General features: G+C 64.8%; 12 protein-coding genes. 4 read left to right on the top strand and 8 right to left on the bottom strand.

Annotated features, from left to right (window positions below; genetic code table 11):
- Positions 1-20 precede the first annotated feature (20 nt).
- From ACH0BZ_RS09250 to ACH0BZ_RS09240, 3 genes are all read right to left on the bottom strand, one after another.
- Positions 21-560, bottom strand: coding sequence for a hypothetical protein (locus tag ACH0BZ_RS09250; RefSeq protein WP_406897911.1), 540 nt, complete (start codon positions 558-560; stop codon positions 21-23).
- Positions 561-906: 346 nt separating this feature from the next.
- Positions 907-1,305, bottom strand: coding sequence for a hypothetical protein (locus tag ACH0BZ_RS09245; RefSeq protein ID WP_406897910.1), 399 nt, complete (start codon positions 1,303-1,305; stop codon positions 907-909).
- 33 nt (positions 1,306-1,338) lie between these two features.
- Positions 1,339-1,779 carry a hypothetical protein gene (locus tag ACH0BZ_RS09240; RefSeq protein ID WP_406897908.1) on the bottom strand — a complete coding sequence of 147 codons (441 nt, stop codon included), beginning with the start codon at positions 1,777-1,779 and terminating at the stop codon, positions 1,339-1,341.
- A gap of 139 nt (positions 1,780-1,918) precedes the next feature.
- Here ACH0BZ_RS09240 and ACH0BZ_RS09235 point away from each other — a divergent pair, with 139 nt between their 5' ends.
- Complete coding sequence (locus ACH0BZ_RS09235) at positions 1,919-2,872, top strand: hypothetical protein (RefSeq protein ID WP_406897907.1); 954 nt, start codon at positions 1,919-1,921, stop codon at positions 2,870-2,872.
- Positions 2,873-2,979: 107 nt separating this feature from the next.
- Here the strand turns inward: ACH0BZ_RS09235 and ACH0BZ_RS09230 are convergent, their stop codons facing one another.
- The 3 genes from ACH0BZ_RS09230 to ACH0BZ_RS09220 form a co-directional block, all read right to left on the bottom strand.
- Positions 2,980-3,606: a hypothetical protein gene (locus ACH0BZ_RS09230; protein ID WP_406897905.1), complete on the bottom strand. Its 627-nt coding sequence runs from the start codon at positions 3,604-3,606 to the stop codon at positions 2,980-2,982.
- A gap of 414 nt (positions 3,607-4,020) precedes the next feature.
- The gene (locus ACH0BZ_RS09225; protein ID WP_406897904.1) at positions 4,021-4,746 is read right to left on the bottom strand and encodes an SOS response-associated peptidase; all 726 of its coding nucleotides are present in this window, start codon (positions 4,744-4,746) and stop codon (positions 4,021-4,023) included.
- A gap of 240 nt (positions 4,747-4,986) precedes the next feature.
- Positions 4,987-5,346: a hypothetical protein gene (locus ACH0BZ_RS09220; protein WP_406897902.1), complete on the bottom strand. Its 360-nt coding sequence runs from the start codon at positions 5,344-5,346 to the stop codon at positions 4,987-4,989.
- A 678-nt stretch (positions 5,347-6,024) separates the two neighbouring features.
- On the opposite strand from ACH0BZ_RS09220, the gene ACH0BZ_RS09215 reads away from it, so the two are divergent.
- The 3 genes from ACH0BZ_RS09215 to ACH0BZ_RS09205 all read left to right on the top strand — a co-directional run bounded on the left by ACH0BZ_RS09215 (position 6,025) and on the right by ACH0BZ_RS09205 (position 9,344).
- Positions 6,025-6,955, top strand: a protein-coding gene (locus ACH0BZ_RS09215) for an IS5 family transposase (protein ID WP_406897901.1) whose coding sequence is annotated in 2 segments (ribosomal slippage) — positions 6,025-6,374 and positions 6,373-6,955 — 933 coding nt in all. Because the reading frame shifts where the segments join, the coding sequence is not laid out codon by codon here.
- 495 nt (positions 6,956-7,450) lie between these two features.
- Positions 7,451-8,326: a hypothetical protein gene (locus ACH0BZ_RS09210; RefSeq protein ID WP_406897899.1), complete on the top strand. Its 876-nt coding sequence runs from the start codon at positions 7,451-7,453 to the stop codon at positions 8,324-8,326.
- Positions 8,316-9,344: an ImmA/IrrE family metallo-endopeptidase gene (locus tag ACH0BZ_RS09205; protein ID WP_406897897.1), complete on the top strand. Its 1,029-nt coding sequence runs from the start codon at positions 8,316-8,318 to the stop codon at positions 9,342-9,344. Before ACH0BZ_RS09210 ends, ACH0BZ_RS09205 begins: the two co-directional genes overlap by 11 nt.
- A 186-nt stretch (positions 9,345-9,530) precedes the next feature.
- Here the strand turns inward: ACH0BZ_RS09205 and ACH0BZ_RS09200 are convergent, their stop codons facing one another.
- Together ACH0BZ_RS09200 and ACH0BZ_RS09195 are read right to left on the bottom strand one after the other, a co-directional pair.
- Complete coding sequence (locus ACH0BZ_RS09200; protein WP_406897896.1) at positions 9,531-12,152, bottom strand: DEAD/DEAH box helicase; 2,622 nt, start codon at positions 12,150-12,152, stop codon at positions 9,531-9,533.
- A gap of 3 nt (positions 12,153-12,155) precedes the next feature.
- The gene (locus ACH0BZ_RS09195) at positions 12,156-14,282 is read right to left on the bottom strand and encodes a site-specific DNA-methyltransferase (RefSeq protein WP_406897894.1); all 2,127 of its coding nucleotides are present in this window, start codon (positions 14,280-14,282) and stop codon (positions 12,156-12,158) included.
- Positions 14,283-14,344 lie beyond the last annotated feature (62 nt).

The following is a 14,344-nucleotide window of genomic DNA, read 5'->3' as shown; positions in this document are numbered from 1 at the left end:
GTGGAGCGGTGTCGGGCCGGTCACGCCCAGCAGACGCGGCGCTGCCGGTCGCGGCACCAACGGGCCAACTCCTCGAGGGCGGCCAGCCGCGCCTGCACGTAGCCCGGAGCGCGGCCACAGTCGATGATCGTGACCCCGCCGGCCGACGCGTTGACCGTCGCCGGGACGCCCTCGTCCACGGGGCTGAGCGCCACCGCGGTGAGAACCCGGCCGAGGAACGCGTCGGCGTCCTCGCTGCCGTACAGGTCGTGCACGACGCCGTCCTCGGCGTAGCCGAGCAGCGCCAGCAGCTCGCGGGCGTTGGTGTTGGCGACGTTGACCTCAGGGCCCTCGTCGTCGCCGTCGGCGGTGACGATGTCGATCCGGTAGACGTCCGAGCAGCAGAGCGCCGCCTCGGGGTCGGTGCAGCCGGGCAGGATCGTGCCGGCCTTGCGGGCGGCGACGAGGGCGTCCACGGCCTCGCCGTAGGTGGCGAACACGCGGTCGTCGCGGCCTCCGAAGTAGTCGGCCAGCCGGTAGCCGACGATCGGCGCGGTCTCGGGGAAGAAGGTGACGCTCATGGTGTGCTCCTCACGTGGTGGCGTTGTCGCCTCGGCTGTGTGGGAGCAACGATCCTCCCGCCCTGGCGAGGTGCAGCAGCTCGCACCGCCACCAGCGTGTGACCTGGGGGAATCACCGGACAGAAGGGAGGGTTGTCTCCCTGGGAGACGGGCGGGCGCGACTCGGCCCCCGCCTCGCGGCGGGGGCCGTGGGGAGGAGCGGAGTCAGACGGTGAGTGCCCGACGTTCGGCGGTGGCGAACACGTACTCGTAGTCGCCGGAGAGCGCGTCGCGGCGGAACTCGTCGATCTCGTCGCGGGCCACTCAGCGGGAGAGCTGGTGGCCGGGCGCACCGCGCTGGCCGCGGTCAGGGACGTGGGGATGTAGTGAGCGCCTGCAGGGCGGTGGCGATCTGCTCGGCGAGGTGCCGGGCAACCTCCGCCACCGCGGCAGGATCCAGGTCCTCGGCTGCCGCGTTGACCACGTCACTGTTGGCGGCGCTGTCGGCCGCGAGCTCGGCCGCTGTCGCGGCCCGCCGCGCGTGATCTGCGTAGGCATCCACCGTGGGGATCGTCCCCTGCGGCCCGTAGTCCTCGTCCACGTCGTCCAGGGCGGCGGATTCCGCGCACTGTTCGGCGATCGTGGCGGCACCGTGCGCGATACGTGCCAGGTACTCGTAGACGCGCCCGGCTTCCGCCGCCAGGTCGGAGGCGGTGCGGGCGTTCAGCTCGTCAGGGTTCGGCGGGGCAGGGGTGTGGCGGCTCATCCGGGGCTCCTCGAGGGCAGGGAAGTGGTCTGGTCAGTTGCGGGGGTCGCGCTTCCGGTGTGTCCAGTGCGGCTCGGTGACCTTGCCGGGCTGGATCACGCACACCGCGCGGCCCGCGTCGTCTCCGATGGCCTCCCGGAGCACGAACTCGTGGCTGTAGCTGCGGGCCAGCCCGGCCAGGTGCGGGTAGGTGCCCTCGTCGAGGCGCGGCAGCAACAGCGCCATCGGGCGGGTGTTGGAACGGGCGCGCGGGCGCCGCAGAACGGTGGGGCAGTCCACCGCGGTGGTGACGACGACGTACACGCGGCCCCAGCCCTCGTCGGTGGCGCCGGTCGTGTACTGGCCGATGCCCTTGTCGGGCTGGTGGCCCTTGCCCGTGAGGGCGGGCAGGACGCGGGCCTTGAACTCGGAGTGGGGGAGGTGGGGCAGCTCGTCGAGGTTGGTGGCAGTGGGGCGGTCGAGCGCAGTGGTCATGGCGGGCCTTCCGGTCAGGGGTGGGTTGGTGGCTCCACCCTCTGCCCGGCTCTCGACGGTGCAGCAGTTCACAAGCTCCGCCCGCGCATGTGTGGACGTTCTACGATTCTGGGATGACCGAACCCACCACCATCCGCCGATGAGACGCAAGCAGTCTTGGTCCCCGTACGCGGTGGCGGGGATCCGCGACAGCCTGGCGCGCCCTTACCGAGATCGAGTCCAGGATGCTGGCAGCACCTTGGACTACTTCACCCAGCAGGGGTATGACGAAGCCACCGATCAAGAACGCGCCGGCTTACTAGAGAATCTTCGTGACGCGGAGAGAGCTGCTAGCGCTGTTCATGACGCCGAGCTGTTCTGGGTGGCCACTGACATGGCAGACATTGCGCTGGACGCCTCCCAAGACATCCCCACCCTCGACGGCCGGGACATGCACTGGCCGGTCGGACTGATGGTGTTCGAGACTCCACTGCCCGCCCACTCCCTGCCCGGGAGCCGATCGAGAGAGGAGCCCCATCCGGTCGACGGCATGATGTGGTTTTCGGTCGAGAACGGGTTGAGGGTCGAGACTCTTGTAAAAAGGGAGCGCATGCCCGAGGCGCTGCGCCCTCCGCACGGTGTCCTGGTCCCCAATTCTGTGATCGAAGTCCCGCTGCCGGCTGACTTCGCCGACGACTCATCTTTCCCCAACGGACTCGAGGGGGAAATGTTCGCAGAGAATTTGGGGGTGGCCGCGTTCCTGGGGGCGGCCTGGCATCTGATGGCGATGCCGGCCGTGGCCCGCTCTCGTGACGTACAGCCGCGGACAGGCGAGAGCAGGGCGGCTGAGTCGGTGACGGTGCCCGTCGGGCAGGTGCGGGTCGTCGATGCCCGGCCCATGCGAACGGTCCCCGCAGATCCGGAAGAGACCGCCAGCAGCGAAGATAGCGGCCGCCACTACTCAACCCGGTGGGTCGTACGCGGGCATTGGCGGCAGCAGGCTCACGGACCGGGCCGTTCCCAGCGCCGAACTCAGTGGATCGAGTCCTACATCAAAGGCCCCGAGGACGCCCCGCTCGCACCGCACACGCTCGTGCGGGCCTGGCGCCGGTAGCCGACAGGCGAGGGAGACACCGGGAGACAGTGGCGGGCCGCTGCCTACCGGGCCGCCATACCCCGTCCAGTCCCCGCCCCGGCCAGCAGTGACCGGGGCGGGGGCGGTCACGCGGCCAGTTCGATCCAGCGGTTGACCCAGGTGAACTCGGGCTCGTCCGGGTCGTGGTCGGTCTCCTCGCGCACGACGAAACGCTGCTCGAACAACTCCTGGGGGTCACTGGTGTCGTCGTCGTCGGGGAAGTAGGCGACGGGTGCGAACTCGCTGCCGTCTTCGTAGATGACTCCGCCGGTGACGGTGAGCCCGTGCTTCTGGCTCATGGCCTGCAACAGCTGGCCGGGTTCGGTCCACGCCGTGTCGAACCGCACGATCAACTCGCCTGGGGAGTCGAGCAGGACCTCCGCATAACTCCCGGCCCACTTGGTCCCCCAGTTGGCGAGTCGCCACTGGTACCAATCCGCCGCGCCGTACTCGTCGAGGAACCGCTGCGCTGTAGCCCTGGTGACCGCGCGCACGCCGCCGAAGTCCTTGTTGATCGCGTCGGCGGCCTCCTGGTCGTCGACGATCTTCATCGGAGAGACGACGTCAAGCAGTTCGGGCGGGGTGGGCAGCAGCTTGTCGAAGTCGAACCGACGATTCGAGTCGTCGCCACTCGGGGCGAGGCTGTCCCGGATGGCCGCCACCCCCTGGGTGGGTCCGGCGAACGAGATGGTGCAGGTGGCCCAGTTCGGCATGGTCATACTCCTCGAGTTGGGGGGGCGGCCCGCGCAGTCCACTACGCGGGGTGATGCCGATCCATCGTCACGTCCCCGCCCCGCGGTGCAGCAGCATGTCGTGACCGCCTCAACAGCGAGCACGATCGGGCTGGCTGTGGCCGTCGCCGGCGTCGACGAAGCCGGCCCGAAGCACTGCGCCGCGGCCACATATTGGGTCAATGGACGACACCTGGCCCGGCCCACTGACCGACACCGTGCGAACCGCCCTGGCGGACCACGGGCGCTGGAGACGGCCTCCAGCGCGGTGGTGCTCTGGGGGCGCGGGGGGACACCCCCTTGGCCTGCGACTATCTGCGGACAGCGGCGCCTGTCGTCTCCCTGGGAGATAAGGCCGGGCATGACCTACCCGGCGCCGGCTTCGTAGATGACGGTCTAGTGTTCCGCGGGCTCGATCAACCCTGGGTCGTGGCGGTTCAGGGTGCGGACGTTGTTCACTGCGCGGGACACTGGGCGGGTCTGCAGCGTGGATGCGACGGCGCGGGATTCGCCGTCGAGCAGGTCGAGTAGATCGCCGGCGTGGTCTTTGGCGATCTTCTCCGGGTTCAGCCAGGTGTCCCACGCGGCGGGGGTGAGGAACACCGGCATCCGGTCATGGACCTGTCCCGCGGCGTCTTCACCGGTGCGCGTGATGATGGTGAACGTCGCCTTCCAGTCCTCGTCGTCGCTGTCGCGGTGGAACGCGAGCAGCCCAGCGGCGGCCAGGAGCTCGTCGCCGGTCGCGTGGACGTAGGAGGGGTTCTTGACCGCCTTGCCGTCCTCGACGGCTTCCTGCCACTCGTAGTAGCCGGTCATCGGGACGAGGGCGCGTGCTGAGGCGAAGGCGGAACGGAACATCCCGTTGGTGGCGACCCCCTCCAGGCGGGCGTTGATCGGCCGAGGCCCCTTCTCCTTGGCCCACGACGGCCGCAGCCCCCACGTGGGCAGGAACGCCTCGCGCACCCGCTGGTCGCCGGCCAGGCGATCCCGGATCACTGGAGCTCTGGTCCGGGGCGCAACCGAGTAGGCAGCCTCCCACTCCAATCCCGGCTCTGTGCCGTCCAGCTCCAGGGCGGCGACGAGGTCAGCGCCGCTAACAGCTACCGAATACCGACCGCACATACGGCAAGACGCTACGCCGGTCTGCGCCGTCCCGGATCGAACCGTGCGGACAGTCACGGACAGAACCCGTCAGTGTCTCCCGCGGGAGACACCGAGCCGCGACCGGGCCGGAGCGCCGACACAGGCCGCCCCCGCCGGGGGGGGGCGGCCGCCGGCACGTTGCGGGTGCACATGACGGCGGCCCCGCCACCTCCAGGAGGGTGAGGGGCGGGGCCGGGCACGAGTGGGCCTGCCGTCAGGTCAGGCGTTGTCGGGCACGGCGTTGTGCAAGACCTGGGCGGCCTCGTTGCGGCGGTGGTAGTAGCGCAGCAGGGGCTGGTACTCGTTCACGGTGCTCGTGGTCAGGTGCCCGTAGTCGGCGCCGTCGCCCCGGCTCGTGTGGTCGGCGGTGAGCATCGTCAGGCGCTCACAGATCTCACCGTCGATCCGGTCGAGGGCGGCGATGATCTCGTCGCAGTCGGCGCGCAGCTGCGGCGACCGGCAGGACCGCGCCGCCATCCGCTCCGCGCGGCGTCGCATGGTGTCGATCTGGTCCCGCAGCGTGTCGAGGGTCGCGCCCGCCCGGGCGTAGCAGGTGCGGGGGGTGGTCTGCTCGGTCATGGTGCTCCTCGTATCGAAGTGGCGCTTGGCTGGTGCGCCGTTCTGTCCCCGAGCCTTCCGGCGCCCCGCGCGGATGCAGCAGCCGCCGACGCCCTCGACCCCGCCCGCCCGGGTGGCAGCCGGACCGGCCCACCGCCCGCGGCACCACGCTCCCTCGTGCTCGCGGTCACGGCGCGCACCGACACCACGAGAACCGTGAAACACCGGTCCCCGAACGCGTGGGCAAGGGCCGTCATCCACGAACAGCCGGCCCATGCCGGGCGCGCCCACCTGCGGCCCAGCGACACCTCTCGCCACCGACACCACCAGCCACATATCTGGTCCCCTACTCACCCGTGAACGGAGACCGCGCCACACCGACCGTGCTGCGGCCACCGCACCTTCACGCGCCCACGCCCGAGCATCGGGCGGCCGCTGTCGCTATGCAGTCCAGATTGACGGGACACGCCGGTGTACTTTGCGGAAAGGTGCGCGCCACGACCGCGCTTGTCAAAGTAGCTGCCGGCCCGCTGAACTGGCACCCGCCTACCGGAGGGAACGGTGGCGCAACCCGGCAGCGAGGAGCAGCCAGTGCGTTAAGGGTGAGAGGCGCGCAGGCTTCGCAAACGGCTGACGGTTCTGGCGACATCTAGGGCGTGTCTCCCTTAGTTGCGTGGCGACTCGCGAGACAGTGTCCACATGGCGTCGACGAAGTCTCGGTTTCGGCAGTTCACCGATGAGCAGTGGGAGCGGATCGAGCCCCTGTTGCCCTCGAACGAGGGTCGGCAAGGGCATCCCTTCGGTGACAACAGGAAGGTGGTCGAGGGGATCATCTACCGCTACCGGGCCGGCATCCCGTGGCGGGATCTTCCACGGGAGGAGTTCGGCCCGTGGCAGACGGTGTGGAAGCGTCACGCCCGCTACAGCCGGGACGGCACGTGGGATCGGATCCTGCAGCAGATCCTCGTCGGCGCCGACAGTGCCGGGATGATCGACTGGAACGTCTCGGTGGACGCCACGATCTGCCGCGCGCACCAGCATGCGACGAACACGACCCGCCCCGAGCAGGACACAGGGGGCTCGGGCGAATCACAAGAATCAGCCACCTGAGGAGTGTGAACCTGCAGGTCACGGCATCGGGCGCTCTCGAGGCGGCCTGACGACAAAGATCCATTCGGCGGTCGACGGGCGTGGTCGGCCCCTGGCGAACGTCATCACCGGTGGACAACGCAACGACGGCGCGATGCTCCCAGAGGTCCTCGCCGACATCGCCGTGCCCCGCCGTGGACCGGGTCGGCCCCGGACCCGCCCGGACGCGGTGATCGCCGACAAGGCCTACTCCAGCGGCATCACCCGACGAGAACTACGGCGCCGCCGGATCGACGCGGTCATCCCCGACAAGAGCGGCACGATCGCCGCACGCAAGCGCCGAGGCAGCAAAGGCGGCAGACCCCCGAAGTTCGATGCTGACCTCTACAAGCACCGCAACGTCGTCGAACGATCCTTCGCCCTGGCCAAACAGTGGCGGGCGTTAGCCACCCGCTACGACAAGCACGCCGTCATCTACCGCGGCGCCGTCACCCTCTGCGCCATCCTGACCTGGCTACGCCAAATAGGAGACACGCCCTAGGGACCAGGTCGGTAAGGACAGTTCGGGCCCCGAGCGGTGAGCCGGGACCTGTCAGTATCCGCTTGTACACTGCGACGCATGCCAGAACGACACGCCAAGTTCGGGGACGCCTACTGGGTCACTAGAGAAGCCACAGCGAACCCGGCACGCGTCGGGAAGCCCGCCCGGCCCATGGCGTGTATGGCCGAGCGCCGTAACGACACCACATGGGCGGGGCTCGCCCGCGTGACAAGCGATGCGAGGCCGGAAGACAAACCCAGCGAAGCGATGCCTCAGATTCACGCCACGCGCCTCGGTGCCGCTGGGTGGTGGACTGCCCGCTATATCCACCCAGTTCATAAGTCGGTTACGGGGCATGCTGGCAAGTGTGAGTTCCTGGGGCGCCTGCCCGAGAACGAGGTAAACGTGGCGCGAGAGGTATATCGAAGCCGACTTCACGACTCATGACGTGTACTCTGACACTTCTTTTTCCAGCAACCATCGAGGGGACCAGCGGTGAGCGTCAACTGGCCTGCCGACCTACCGGCGTCAGCGCAAGAGCTGTGGGCCAGGGGTGCGCAGAGTACGCAGGTCCGCGTAGGTGACCTGTGGGTCTTATCCTGGAATGGTGAGGTCGTCGGACACGCAGTGGTTGCGGCCGCCAAGTCCGACTACGCGCTTGCGTGGCCAGTCACCCTGCCCGGTGAGGCGTCTTTCTCACCTGGACTGGTAGTAGAAGACACCCCCCTCGGTGTGCCCGTCACACTTTGGCCGACGAGGGAGACCGGGATCGGCAACCATTTGCTCGATCGCAGCTTGGGTCAACTGCTCTCGCCGGACCGCATTCCTCAGTTGTCTATCGCGCTAGACGACGACGAAGACCCCGGTCTAGCCTTCGCGTCAACTTTCGCTCACGATCCCGAGAACGCCGAGGCTGACCGCTCAATGGTCGCTCATTGGTCCGCACTGTGCTTCAACAGCGGTGGCGCTGAGGAAGGGTCATTCCTGGAGTCCACGAAGGTCCAGCGGGCGGGCGGCGATGCACGGATCGTCGGCGAAGTGCTGGGTCTTGGACTGCCGGAGTTGCGCTCAGTCATGACCGGCGTCACTCCGATCACCGCTGACCAACTCGCCGCACTAGTTGAGCGTCTCGGGGTTGAGAGTGAGTCGCTTACCGGATCAGATCCCCTTTCAGACGTCGTCGTCGATATTGCCCACCCGCGATTCAAGCGAGACGTCCTCGCCCGCGTAGCGGAGACTGGGATAGTGGAGGAGGCGATTCGCCGCTCCGCCCGCCGAGAGTTCGCACTAGCGGCCCGCAACGACGGCGACAATCTGCGGGAGTCCAAGTTGCGCGACGCAATCGGACGCGCTGGCCGAGATGCCGGTTGACGCCTTGGATGGGTGGGGAGTACTCGGAGCCAAGGGTGACGCAGCAGCGATCGCCGCGCGACTTATCGCTGAATGCACCACCTTTGACCTGCCGGCACTGGCCAGTGACCCGCTAAAGACCCTCTCCGGTAGCGGCGTGCTGAAGGTTGAGATCGAACAGGGACTCGTGGACACCGGCTGCGGCGGGGGCGGCTACTACCGTCCGACCCCGCCGACAATCCATCTCCACCCCGCTACATCACGTCGCGACAACTTCACTCTGCTCCACGAACTCGGCCATCACCTACAGCAGACACACGACCAGTGGGGCTTCACGCTCATCGATATGGCCGACGGGGCCCGACTCACGATCGAAGAGCAGGTGTCCGACCAGATAGCCGCACAAATTCTGATGCCCGTGGGGGAGGGTGACTTCCACAATGCGGCACTACACCCTGCTGACGTGATGTCCGGCCTGTTCGCCAGGTCGGAGGCCTCCCGTTCCGCAGTCGTGATGCGCGTGCTCAAGATGCTACCGTCAGATTCCCGGTGGATCCTTGCGGTCGCCGACGTCGATGGGACCGTGATCTCATCCGCCAGTTCGTACACTGATCCGCAGCCCCCGCGTGGATTCTTGCAGGAGGGATTTGCGCGTGTAGCCAGCGAAGCGACTTACTCTGCAGTGCGGAGGGAGTTCCACGAAGGCATTGAGTACAAAACTGGGGCTCTACTGGATGATCTTTGGGTCGAAGGCGCGTTGGACTATGAGGAGCGGTATGTGTTCCTCGCGCTCCGGCCTACTACCGTTAGTCGCTCAGGAACATGGACCTACCCGCTACGAGAGTGCTCCAACCCAGCGTGCGAGGCGGCCTTCGATGCGAGGCAGTCGAGTGGACGGTGTGAGAGCTGCCAAGCCTTTAAGTGCCCGCGCTGCAAAAAGTGCACATGCAGTACGCCTGAAACCTCAATCGTGTGTGACAGTTGCTTCATGGTGTACTCCCGAGCCGAGATGGCATCGGGCACACATGAATGCTGGTGACACATAACAGATCCAAGCTCGGCTGAGAGTCAGAGGGTAGAATTATTCCCGCAGGATTGGCCGAATGAGACCGTCACCGCACTGGACCACAGTTTTAAGTCACGCGACTTATCGGCGCAAATACGGGCGTGCGAGCCTTAGCCTGACGGCATAATCCTAATGGATTTCGCGCTTACTGGAAGAGGCTCAACTCACAACCTGAAGGCCATCAGGAATTGTAGTGTATTTGGTGCCGCGCTTCTCGTATAGCTCCTTGATCGAATCGCTGTCAGCCGGCGATCCGTAAACGGCGGCTCGAACTGCTGCACTCTTCAAATTCAGGCCGATCAAGTCACCGCCATTGTCAATGCCGACAGCAACGATGCGGTCAAAGCGGTCACCATGCTCGTCTGCATACTGCGCCAGAGCTTTGAGCTTGGGGGCCGAGTCGCCCAGGTGAGCACCGTGCGGATCGATTATCGACGGCAGCAGGTCACCGTTAACACGGTGCACGAACACAAAGTCAGGCTGCACTGACTTCCACGTGTCGCCTGACTTGTGCGCAATTCGCAGCGAATGCTTTCCGGCTGAGGACGGATTCCGGTACCAGCCCTCGATGAAACCGTTCGCCAGCTCATGCGCAATTATGGCCCGCTCCCACCGATTCCTCGTCATCATTAGATCGAGCGGGTAGTCACCGTCGACCGTAGAGAGCACATGCAAGCGCACCGTCGGCAACGTGTTGCCATCGGCATCCTGGGTACCGACGCGCTCTTCATGCTTGATCTCAATGGACACACGCTCGGGCTCACGGGCCATGTCCTCGATGGCCTCGTAAGCGCGCTTGCGCGAGTCCTTCAGTGACTTGATTTCGTTGCGCTTGGTACTCAGCCAGAGGCGGGTGAGCGAGTCCGCTGCATCTTCGACAGGCCTTAGAACGTCCACGTCGATGAACGCCAGCGCCGCCACGCGAGCGCGGACGGCAACGATGTCGATGTCGGGTTCACCGGCCTCGTAACCCTTGCGGATGGCCTCCTGCATGTCCCGCCGGAGGTACCTATTAACTACTGACGTGGTCAACATCCGGCGCAGGTGACGCAGCGCATCGTCGACCGTCGTCGCATCCGCAGACCGGGACTCCGTCGAATCCGACGATTCTACGGCACCATGCTTGGCCGTAATGCGCCGAATACTGGCGGTCATAATCTGCTCAGCTTGTTGCTCGACGGCTGTTTCATTGGTCGCCATGATCCCGTCAAGTACCTCGAACATCGCCGCATGTGCAGCCTGGTCAGCACCGACCACTAGCTCGTCACGTGCAAGTTCGCCCGCCGACTTGAGGATTCGCTTGATCGGCTTAGGAAGCGTAGCCGGTTTCGTGTATGACGGCAGATCGCTAATTAGCTCAACGACCGCGACATCGACCTCTGGATTGCGTGCCAGTGCGACCGGGGCGAACATGACGTTCCGCACCGGAGCACTGGGGCCGCCCGCACGCGGCGGGATGATGCCCATGATCTCTTCAGCCACTAGCCTCGCGGTCGCCTTGTCAAAGTAGGGCAAGTAGCAGGCTGCACTGTTTAGTCTATCTTCGCTGGTAGACTGGGCCAGCGGCGTCCGAACCATGCGACCGAGTAGTTGGGTGACGTAGGTGTCATCTCTTGCCGGTCGCAGCGAGACCAGCACCTCGGCTCGAGGGCAGTCCCAGCCAGTCGAGACCGCATCTTTGGCGATCAGTACTCGAATTCGGTAGTCACCCTCAATATCCTGCGCCGCCACCTTCTGGATCTCATAACCGGCGACCTCGATCGTTGCCCTATCTCCAAGTACGTGCGCAACGCAGTCAGCCGGCATGTCCGGCCAGTTCTTGCGGACCGTTTCCAGCACGAGGCGGATGAGGTCGTCCTCCTCGGCGAGCGCCTTCTCAGAGTCCTCCTCGCCTGCAGTCTTGTTTGGAATCTGAACCACCAGGAGCGGCAGGACCGGATCGATCGCCTCCTGCGCACAGTATGCCTTCCACCGATCACAGACTTCGACGAAGTCAGCAGTGGCATCCCGCACCATCGCGGTGGAGAAGTCTCCCGACTCGTCCGGAATATCAAGCGTCAGTGCGCTTTTCAGCAGGCCAGATGCCTGGACGTCTTTCGGTTCTATCTCGACGTTGCTTCGCTTCGTGAATACTGACGCCTTCTCCATCGCGGCGTCGAATCGCTTAACCGTGGCCGAAATCCCGAGCACAATCGGCACCGGGCGGTTCACCCCGTTGCCATTGATGAGCTTTTGCACGATCGACTGATCGGTTCCCGACTGCGCCTTCATGCCCTCATGCGCTTCATCGAGTACCACGTACAGCGTCTTATCTACGTCGGCGATCGTGCTGTCCAAGATCTCCCAAAAGGTGTGACGCCGGGAATCGGTGTGCTTCACGAAGTCGGCGCCAGTGCGCAGCTTGTCCGGATTTATGAAGTAGACCTTGCCTGACCTGAGCGAACTGCCCGCGAAACTCTTGTCCAACAGCACCAGGTCACCCGGCGGAATCCGGTCTGCGCACTCGATAAACCGGCTTCGGGTCTGTTCGTTGAGCGCCGGGTCCTTGGACACCCACAGCACCACGGCACTCTGATCGGCTTCCACGTCGAACTCATCGCTGCCGTGCAGTAGCGCTTCAATCACCGTCGCCGCGATGACTGTCTTACCCGAACCCGTAGTTGACGACAGTGCGAACGCCGTCCGTTCATCGCGACCGTGCCAGTCCTCCTTGGCGTACCCCAGCCTGGTGAGGATCTTCTCGACGGCGTCGACCTGATAATCCTTCAGCACGAAGCGCATGGTTCAGGCTCTCCCAGTGTTGATCTCAAACGTCCGAAGATACGACTCGTAGAGCCGGACCGCCTCTACTCCACTTGGCAACTGCCCCAGGATCGCCTGGTACTGCGGTTCGTCGTCTGTGACGATGTAGGCGACGCGCAGCCCCTCGTCCCCCTCCACCGCAGCAAGGAAAGGATTCGCCGCGTCAACGCTGAATAGCACCGCGTAGGTGTCAGCGACCTCGAATGTGTCGCTGCGCTCGCTAATGATCCTGCCCTGGGCGCCTGCCCGCATCCACAGCAGCGGTGAGATCCGCTCAAACGCCATGTCCAACTCGACCAGTGAAGCGTTCTCATAGGTCAGTGTGAAGAACTCGACGTTCTCCTCGAAGCCGTCTGACATTGGGAACTCGTCACCGAACGAGTAGTCGGCGTCGATCGGCACACCTTCAGGCGTGCGCCCCGTCACCGCAGCCTTGATTCGTGGCTTGGTCACGCGTTCGCAGATTCCTCGGGAGTCCCACTCTGGGTCGCCGGCGCGCAATCCGCGCTCGAGTAGCGATACCTCCTCGTCGTTGACCTCGTTGTTCGTCACCGATATCGACCGCCGCCGACCATCGTCCTCCCTGTTCAGACGCATCACAGCATGCGCCGTCGTGCCGGACCCTGCGAAGAAGTCGACGATGAGTGCACCTGGCTTGTCGGCGACGAAGAAGCGCAGTGCGTCCTCAACTGCATATAGGGACTTGGGGAAGGGGAAGGATCTGCCGGGGATCATCTTGCGCAGCAAGCTCGAGCCGTGGTCTGCTGCCGAATGTGCCGTCAGATTCCACTGAGTCGTCGGAGTAGCCCTATTCCCCTGGGCGGCTGCGCTTTCTACGACCACGTAGCCATCCGCACCTAGCGTGTATGCCCCGTACACGCCTTGCGCCAACTTGTTCTGCTCACCCATCTTCAAGTAGGAGACTGCAGTACGTTCGCCGTTGAAGCGACCAGTACGAATGAACCCTTTGGCCAGAAGCCTCTTTGCAGTAGTGACGTTTGTCTGCCATCGCCCCTCGCTGCCATCGCGGCGGATCGGCCATATGGCCACTTCGCCCATGTTCAGGCCGTCGTAGTCTTCACGCCGTGCGCCGACCGGAATCGGATCTCCAAACCTAAGAATCTTGCCTGATTCTGAGACTATGACTGGATAGAACTTCAAGGGGCTTTCGTCACGCTGCGCACCAGTACCACTGCGAAGGAAGCCGTCCCAGCGAATCTTGCCAGTCGAGGTGGACTTGCCACCCCGCCACTCGGGGCCCAGGACCAATGGTGACGGCTCGGCGCGACCAAAAGAGACCACGAATAGGTACTCATCAGAGCGCCTGAACGCCCCGTCACGTTTCTGGCCAGACGGGTTTATCGCGACGCTTACCATCTGAATTCGCGCTTCCGGGAATGTCTGCTCGAGTAAGAGGCCTAGGCGCAAGAACTCCTTCTCGTCGATAGTTACGAGGAGCACGGCGTCTGCTGGGTTGAGCAGCTCACGGGCGACCCTCAGACGTCGCTCCATGAACGCCAACCACTTCGAGTGCGCGTAGTTATCACCCGGATCGACGTAGTTGTTGTTGTACTTCCAGTCGTTCGCTCGAGTGTTGTACGGAGGATCGATGTAGATGCAGTCAACCTTGCCACGGTTGGTGAATAGCATCGCCTCCAGCGCGTGATAGTTCTCCGCATTGATCACCGTATGAAACGGCTTGTTGTCGCCGCCACGTTGGATTCGGCCAGTCGACACCAGTCCCGGGTAAATCGGATCGCGGAAGTCCGCGACGAACACCAGGTCCGAAACCAAGCGCGAGGACTCCATTTTTGTCCGCGGGTCTATCAGCTCGGCGACTCTTGCCTCTTTCGGCCCCCTAATCCTTGTCACGATCCACGTCGCGACCGACTCTGGCGTCGTCTCTCCTCGTTCGGGTAAGAACCGCACCTTGTCGCCGGCCAGAATCGACCGTCCGGTCAGCGCCACAGACTCCGGAGTGTGCCGTTCAAAGTTCAGGCCGAACTGCCGGCGCGACTGCAGTGCGTCGACGTGCCGGCGCAGCTCTTTCGCCGTCGCGGGATCGGTACTCGCGACCCGATCGAGGAGGGATTGAAGCTCGTTACTCACAGGATGTGACTCTACTTCGAGCGAACCTAGAACAGAGCAACGCCAACAAGGGGCCACCCTGA

Origin of the sequence: Dietzia sp. 179-F 9C3 NHS, from assembly GCF_045369825.1 — a bacterium.
In the GTDB taxonomy this organism is placed as follows: domain Bacteria; phylum Actinomycetota; class Actinomycetes; order Mycobacteriales; family Mycobacteriaceae; genus Dietzia.
The sequence above is the reverse complement of the archived record's forward strand: the minus strand, read 5'-3'. Positions and strand labels throughout refer to the sequence as shown.

What these genes read in the sequence shown, in the direction of transcription:
- ACH0BZ_RS09200 (WP_406897896.1), bottom strand. Translation starts at nt 12,152, where the DNA reads ATGCGCTTCGTGCTGAAGGATTATCAGGTCGACGCCGTCGAGAAGATC.
- ACH0BZ_RS09250 (WP_406897911.1), bottom strand. Translation starts at nt 560, where the DNA reads ATGAGCGTCACCTTCTTCCCCGAGACCGCGCCGATCGTCGGCTACCGG.
- ACH0BZ_RS09235 (WP_406897907.1), top strand. Translation starts at nt 1,919, where the DNA reads ATGAGACGCAAGCAGTCTTGGTCCCCGTACGCGGTGGCGGGGATCCGC.
- ACH0BZ_RS09245 (WP_406897910.1), bottom strand. Translation starts at nt 1,305, where the DNA reads ATGAGCCGCCACACCCCTGCCCCGCCGAACCCTGACGAGCTGAACGCC.
- ACH0BZ_RS09205 (WP_406897897.1), top strand. Translation starts at nt 8,316, where the DNA reads ATGCCGGTTGACGCCTTGGATGGGTGGGGAGTACTCGGAGCCAAGGGT.
- ACH0BZ_RS09240 (WP_406897908.1), bottom strand. Translation starts at nt 1,779, where the DNA reads ATGACCACTGCGCTCGACCGCCCCACTGCCACCAACCTCGACGAGCTG.
- ACH0BZ_RS09220 (WP_406897902.1), bottom strand. Translation starts at nt 5,346, where the DNA reads ATGACCGAGCAGACCACCCCCCGCACCTGCTACGCCCGGGCGGGCGCG.
- ACH0BZ_RS09225 (WP_406897904.1), bottom strand. Translation starts at nt 4,746, where the DNA reads ATGTGCGGTCGGTATTCGGTAGCTGTTAGCGGCGCTGACCTCGTCGCC.
- ACH0BZ_RS09230 (WP_406897905.1), bottom strand. Translation starts at nt 3,606, where the DNA reads ATGCCGAACTGGGCCACCTGCACCATCTCGTTCGCCGGACCCACCCAG.